The organism is Streptomyces sp. NTH33 (genome assembly GCF_003236365.1).
Taxonomy (GTDB): domain Bacteria; phylum Actinomycetota; class Actinomycetes; order Streptomycetales; family Streptomycetaceae; genus Streptomyces.
This window is the reverse complement of record NZ_POTZ01000399.1, coordinates 1-6,463: the sequence shown is the minus strand read 5'-3', so window position 1 is coordinate 6,463 and position 6,463 is coordinate 1. Positions and strand designations below refer to the sequence as shown.

Annotated in this window: 4 protein-coding genes; all 4 read right to left on the bottom strand. The window is 71.3% G+C overall.

Annotated elements, in window-relative coordinates; translation table 11 throughout:
* A partial coding sequence (locus C1I97_RS28535; RefSeq protein WP_258382781.1) for a DEAD/DEAH box helicase occupies positions 1-1,630 on the bottom strand: 1,630 nt, incomplete at its 3' end.
* A 30-nt stretch (positions 1,631-1,660) separates the two neighbouring features.
* On the bottom strand, positions 1,661-2,164 hold the full coding sequence (locus tag C1I97_RS41860) for a hypothetical protein (RefSeq protein ID WP_258382780.1): 504 nt from the start codon (positions 2,162-2,164) through the stop codon (positions 1,661-1,663).
* A complete protein-coding gene (locus C1I97_RS28530; RefSeq protein WP_111006016.1) occupies positions 2,149-3,021 on the bottom strand; it encodes a hypothetical protein in 873 nt (290 codons plus the stop codon). Before C1I97_RS28530 ends, C1I97_RS41860 begins: the two co-directional genes overlap by 16 nt.
* A gap of 253 nt (positions 3,022-3,274) precedes the next feature.
* Positions 3,275-6,463, bottom strand: a 3,189-nt coding sequence (locus C1I97_RS28525; RefSeq protein ID WP_111006015.1) for a pPIWI_RE module domain-containing protein, incomplete at its 5' end; no start/stop codon positions are given.

Genomic DNA, 6,463 nt, shown 5'->3' with positions numbered 1-6,463 from the left:
GGTAGGGGCGGGTCAGGAAGATCCACCCCTCGCTTTCCCGGCCGGCCCGCCCGGCGCGGCCGATGGCGTTGAGGAGTTCGGCGGGGGACAGGGCGCGCTGGCCGTCGTAGGTGAGCGGGTCGCCGTCGACCTTGTGGTGGACGATGACGGTGCGCACGGGCAGGTTGACGCCGTCGGTGAGGGTGCTAGTGCTGGCGATCGCCAGGAGCTCGTCGCGGCGCAGCGCGCCCTCGACAGCGTAGAGGACGTCCTCGGGCAGGGCGCCGTGGTGGTAGGCGACGCCGTGCAGAGTGCAGCGCACCAGCGGGTGCTCCGCGCCGAGGGTGTCGGCGAGGTAGTCGGTCAGGGCCGCAGCCTCGGGCCGCTCAGGCAGGCGCTCGGCGATAGCGAGTGCCGCGTCACGAGCTGCCCGCCGGGTGCCGACGACCATCAGCACACTGCCGGCCGCGGTGAGTTCCGCAGCGCCGGCGGCGAAGACCTGGTAGTCGGCGATCCCGCCCGGCAGACGAGTCCGCGCGGTCCACCGGCCTGCGGGGCCGGCGAAGCGCCGCGTGCCCACCTCGCCGGTAGTCAGCCGGGCGATGGCGGAGGAGGCGGTCGGCCGGACATCCAGGAGGGTCTCGACGGGCACGGTGGCGAGCACCGGCGAGGCATGCTTCGCCGTCGGCCGCCGCTCCGTCAGCTCGGCCTGCTCCGCCATGAGGTGCGGATACATGAGCCCGTGCATCCGGCGCGGGCCCCGCCAGGTGTCGGTGAAGTAGACCTCCCGTTCGGGGCGATGCGGGTCGAGCCACGAGGCGATGTCGCCCTTGTTACCGACTGCCGCGGACAGCAGCACGAGTCGGATGTCGCTGCGGGCCTGCAGCAGCGTGAGGAGGCTCTCCAGCACGAAGCCGCGCCGCCCCTGGCCCAGGTGGTGGGCCTCGTCGACGACGACCAGCCCGACTTCCGCCAGCGCTTCGCCGGGGTTGTTGCGGATCATGTGCATGAGCCGCTCGGGGGTGACGATCTCCACGTCCCCGCTGTCCGGCTCGGCCGGGGAGGTCCAGGGGCCCAGCGGGAACTCCGGCTGCTCTGCAGCCAGGCGCCGCCCGAGCACGCGCAGCCGGCCCCGCAGCGTCCCGCGCATCTCCCGCCCCAGGCTGCGCATCGGGGACACGTACACCACGCGCCCGGGGCGCTGTGCCAGGTGCGAGCAGATCACCAGCTGGGCCATCAGCGTCTTGCCCGCGCTGGTCGGCACGCTGATCAGGCTTCGTGACGTCGCCGTGTCGAGAGGATTGCCACGCTCGAGCTTCAGGAGCTGGCGCTGCGGCGGCCAGAGCGTCATCACCGGCGGCTTCGACAACGCGAAGCTCCGCGCAACTGCCGGCGGAGTTCCCGGGGGGAGCAGCTGATACAGGCTGCTGGCCGCCATCTCCCCGCTCAGCTGGAACAGATGCGCGGCAACCCACCGCGCCAGCCGGTCACCCCGGCCCGCCCTCTCCGTCATCACATCCAGCAGCAGCCGCTGCGCCGCCACCAGATCCCGCTCCTCGCCGAACCCCAGGAACTGGTACAGGCGGAAGACGGCCTTCACCACCGCCTCTGCGGGCCCGTACATGGTCCCCGCCAGGGACTCGCGGCGCATCACCGCCCGCACCCCGCGCAGTTGCCGCCGTCACGCCCGCAGCACCCGGCCCAGCTCCGGGCGGTCGAAGCCGAGGAAGACGACACCAGCCTCCACCGCCAGTGTGCCGATGTGCCCGCGCAGTTCACCGGTGATGTCGACGAGATCGCGGACCTGCCGGTAGACGGCGGTGGCGTTCGGGTCCTGCTCGCTGCGCCGATACCCGGCTTGGGCGGCGAAGGCGATCTGGAGCCGCTCAGCCTCAGGCCGGCGTTCGTCGCCCAGGGCGAGGTCCATCAGGTGCGCGCTGGCGGCGAAGGCTCGCCGCACCCGCACCGCGTCGTAGCCAGGAGTCTCCGGGGCGAGCGCGGCGAGTCCGTGCAGGTACCACGCCGTGGCGAGGGTCGCGTCCTCGATCTCCCGCTCACCGCGGAAGGCCGCGACCTCTAGCTCGGTCATCGCCGCCAGCAGGTCCTGTGCGCTGGGCAGCACCCCGCCCACCCGGTACTCGCCGAGCGCGGACGCGAGTACCTCCGGGTCTAGAGTGCGCTCCACACGTACCTCCTCACGTCCTTCGCGAAGTCTTCAAGATCCTCGATCGCCACTACCACGCCCTGCAGCGCGCCCGGGTGGCTGTGGGTGGTGAAGTGCAGGTGCGAGCGTTCGAAGGCCGTGTCCGGGGTGTCCGCGGCGTCGAGTGCGATGCTGACCCCGCCGTTCCCCGACGCCTTTGCCTCCACCCACTGCCGCGCCATCGAGGCGACGAACTCCCGGGTGTCGGGGGCCAGCTCCCGGCCTCCCCACGAGATCTGGCCCAGGTACCGCGCCCCCCAGGTGTTCAACTGCTGCCACGCCTTGCGGATCGTGTCGCTCGGCTTCGTCTTTTCCGCGGTGAATTTCTTCATCTCCCACAACCGGAAGACGAACCCCAGCTCACTGCCGGGCACCCGGTGGATCACCAGCCCGTCCGGCCCGCTGTCCGTTACCGTCGATGAGGGCGGGTCCAGGATCTCCACGCTGCGCCCCGGCTCGGGGGGAAGGTCGCGGGTGGAGAGGTACCAGAGCCACTCGCCCACGTAACCGGTGACGCCTGTGAAGTCGTTGGCCTCGAATACCGGTCCGGCATACAGCAGGACGTGCGCGCGATCCGGGTCGGTCAGCGGGGTGCCGGCCAGGGTGCTGTCGCGCCAGAGCCGGTATGCGAGGTCGTCCAGGTCGGTGCGGGCCCGCATGATCTCGTCGGCGATAATCCAGGCTGCCGCATCACGGTCCTCGGGCTCCGGCCCGATGGTTGCCACCAAGTCCCACGGGCACACCTGTCCGATGCCGCGGCTCTCCCGCTGAGTGAAGTCCACGAGGCGGCCTCCGGCGGCCCGGGCGCGCTCCATGGCCTGCAGTGCGGGTATCGACACCCGTCCCCACCCCCGCTCCTGACTCGGTGCCAAGCCCTGCAGCAACACGGATCACCCTACCCAGCAAGATCTGGTCTGTGAGGGCGACTTCTGCGTGAGCGTGGCCATGGGCCTGCTGCGGGCGTGGCAGTCCGGGCGCCGGGCTCGCGTGGCAGCGGACCTGGGCGCGGCGGCCACCGGCCGTATGGCACAGCGACTGAACGGTCATGATCGGTGATGGCTACCCACCGTCACCACCGGCTCCGGGCCAGACCTACATCTCGAACAGTTGCAGCTGCCCTTCAGTGTCGACGTCGGGTGCCTCCAAGTTCGGCACGGGCTGTTCCACCGGCGATGCGTCCTGCGCATCATCCAAATCGTCCGAAGCACCGGATTGGCCCGCGGCCCCTGCGTCTCCCGTTTCCGCCTCGTCGTCCTTCGGTGTCGGCAGGACGTACTCCTGTGCCAGGCCGGCCAAGTGAAGTGGCAAGGGCAGGGCAAGGGCCTGGTCGTAGTCCGAGGGCTGGCGCAGAACATGGGTGAGGAGCGCGAGGGACTTCGGGTCGTCGCCGTCGTCCCGATGGCAACCGACGACGGCGATCTCCAGCAGCCCCGGCATCCAGGCCGCCTGGCCGGTGTCGATGGTGGGTTCACCCTTGCGCTTGCCCTGAGCGATCGGCCGGGGCGAGAGCTTGTCGGCGGTCACCGCCGCGTGCTTGAACTGCACGGGCTTGGCGGTCGTACTGAAGAACACGCGGGCGTCTTCAGCGGCATCCTCTGGCACCCACAAGCCCTGCTGGATGCCGTTCGCCTTGTCCTCCGGGGCTCTCCCCCACCACTGCGGAGTCTCGTTCCGGGCGCCTGCGCGGACCCGGACCAGCCGCAGGTCGGGGTCGAGGCGACGAGCGGGAGCGAGGCCGTCCTGCAGGCGATCCCGTTCGATCCGGCCGTCCTGGAGCCAGGTCCAGTGCGAGCGGGCGTTGTGGGCCTCGGCGAACAGGACAGTTGGTGCGGTGCGCAGGGAGGCACGCAGGCCCTGGAGCCACTCGGCGGCCTCACGGCGCTGCCGTTCGCGTTCTTGGTAGCGCTTCGGGCGGTCCGTCTCACTTTCCGCCTGCGCCTCCGAGGTGTCGGCGTCGTCATCCTGTGAGCCGCGCTGGCTGGGCAGAACGGGCTTGACCTCAGCTTTTGTGGTCAGCCTCAGCAGAAGTTCGGGGTAGGGGACCCAGGCGCCTGCGCCGGAGCGCGCCTCGGGGTCCCAGCCTTCGACACGGGCCGCGTCGGTGCCGGCCGGATCGGGGGTGACCATGACGCCGACCGGAAGGTACGCGGCCCAGCGATTCCGGGTTGTACGGTTCTTGCGGACCATCCACAGTGCGGCATGCCGCAGTCCGTCGGGCAGTCCGTCGTCCTCGGCGAGCCGGGGGAGGGTGCGCGCGCCGAGCTGCCGCAGGCCGTCGTTCCAGGCACTTAGCGTGCGGTGCCGCAGGCTGGACGCTGTTTCCGCGCCCTTGCCGTTCTCGTCGCCTGCTTCGGGCACTGTGGTGAATTGTGTGACGAAGCCTGCCTTGGCACAGCCGAGTCGCATGGCGAACTTCGGGTCGTGCAGTCTGCTTGGATATGACGCGGCGCGGCCGATCTCCACGAGGGCCAGGGCCGGCGCGTCAGTGGTGCGTTCCGCGGCCAGCCACTGTGCGGCGCTGTCGCGGCGGGCCACTGTCGCGGCGGTCACCTGGACGTCCTTGATATGGGTGCCGGTGGGCAGGTCGAGGGGGGCAAGGAGGCTGTCGGCGGTACGGTCACCGAGCGTGACGAGCGGGCGCATGCAGTGGACCCGCACGGTCAGCTCCGGAGCGGACCACTCGTGCACGACGGGTGCGCCGGCCGTGGCGTCGTCGTACTGCTGTGCGGTGAAGGACCCGCCGTCGCCCTTGAGGCCCAGAAGCTCACCGAGGGAGGCCAAGGCGGCGTCGCGCAGCCGCGGCGACTGCCACAGCAGCCGTGCCTCAAGCACGGGGGCGCTGCCCTGGCGCGCTACGCCGTCGAGAGCGTCCAGCGCGTAGGCCGTCGCCAGTCGGCGCTGAGCGCACCGTTCCGCTTCGACCGTCTCCTTGTCGCCCTTGGGGATGTTCGCGGGTGTGCCCCGGTCGATCAGCGAGAGGTCCGGGACGCGGCGAAGTTCGGACGTGAGGGCGCCTTCCGCCCAGGCTGTGAGCTGCGAGAGCTGGTGTGCCATGAAGCCGGGGCCCACGTCGTGCCGGCCCATCGCGGTGCGGTACAGAATGCCGGCTCGGGCATCGTCGCGCAGCCAGGAGGCGGGGTCGGTCAGGATCGCGTCGGCGTCCGGAAAGGGCTCGCCCAGGGGCAGCCCGGCGAGCATCGCTGCGGGGCCGCCCGCGCGCCACCGATCGGCGAAGTCGCCCTTCTCGCCCAAGTCCTTGTCCCAGTAGCGCTCCAGAGCGGCGACGGCGAACCGCTCGCTGCGGGGGGTGCCCGGCAGGAACGGCCTGCGCGGACGCAGCAGGACGGTGGTGCTCGCACCCCACGGGAGGCGCAGGCGGCCCGTCTTGGCGTTGGTACGAGTGGCCCAGCGGCGAACCGACCAGCGGAGGTTGAAGCGCGGCAGCGGGTCGAACGGCACGGTCTGGAGCGTGATCGACAGCGTCACCGACCACCAGGAGTCCTGCTTCTCGTCCGGCCCGGGGAACCGGATCGGCTCGGAGACGAGTTGGGCACCCTGGTCACGTGGTCCACGTGGCATGGCCCGGAAGATGAGCTGCCCACCGTCGTACGGGTACGGGCCTAGCGCGAGAATCCGGCGGGCCAGCCAGTCGGGGCTGAGGCTGTACTGGTGCGGTGACGGACGTGCGGTGCCGCCATCGGTCGGGACGTCACGCGGCAGGAGTTCATGGTGGACGGTCTCCCAGCGCGGCGGATGGGCGGCCAGTTCTGCGATGGTCTCCTTCAGCAGGCCGCGGTACTCGGGCTCGGGCCGCAAGTCACGCAGCCAGTGCTTGAGCACGGTGTCCAGGACCGGGCCGGGGAGCGGGTCGGGGAGGTCGGCGGGCGCACACAGCCAGTGGGCCGGCGCGCCCGGGTCGCGGTCGTGGAAGGGGCGTGGCAGCGCGAGGACGTCGGGTGCGAAAGCCTGCAGGACCTGTTCCAGGCGCCAGGTCGGTGCTGTCTTCCACGGCTCCTTGCCCGCTGCCACCCGGGGCGCGTTGCACAGAGTCAGGACGGCGTCCCGCCACTGCTCGGGGAAGGGCAGGACGCGGTAGGGCGCGGTGTGAGAGGCCAAGGCGTCGGCCGGGCGCCAGGCCGTGGTGCGGGCGGAGCGGAAGTCGCTGGGAGAGCCTCCGGCTGACCTGCGGGACTTGGAGCGGGCAAGCAGCCCTGCGGCGCCGCTGCCGACGAGACGTCGACCCGGACACCCCTCCGCCGGCTGATCGGCGAGGTGCTGCCG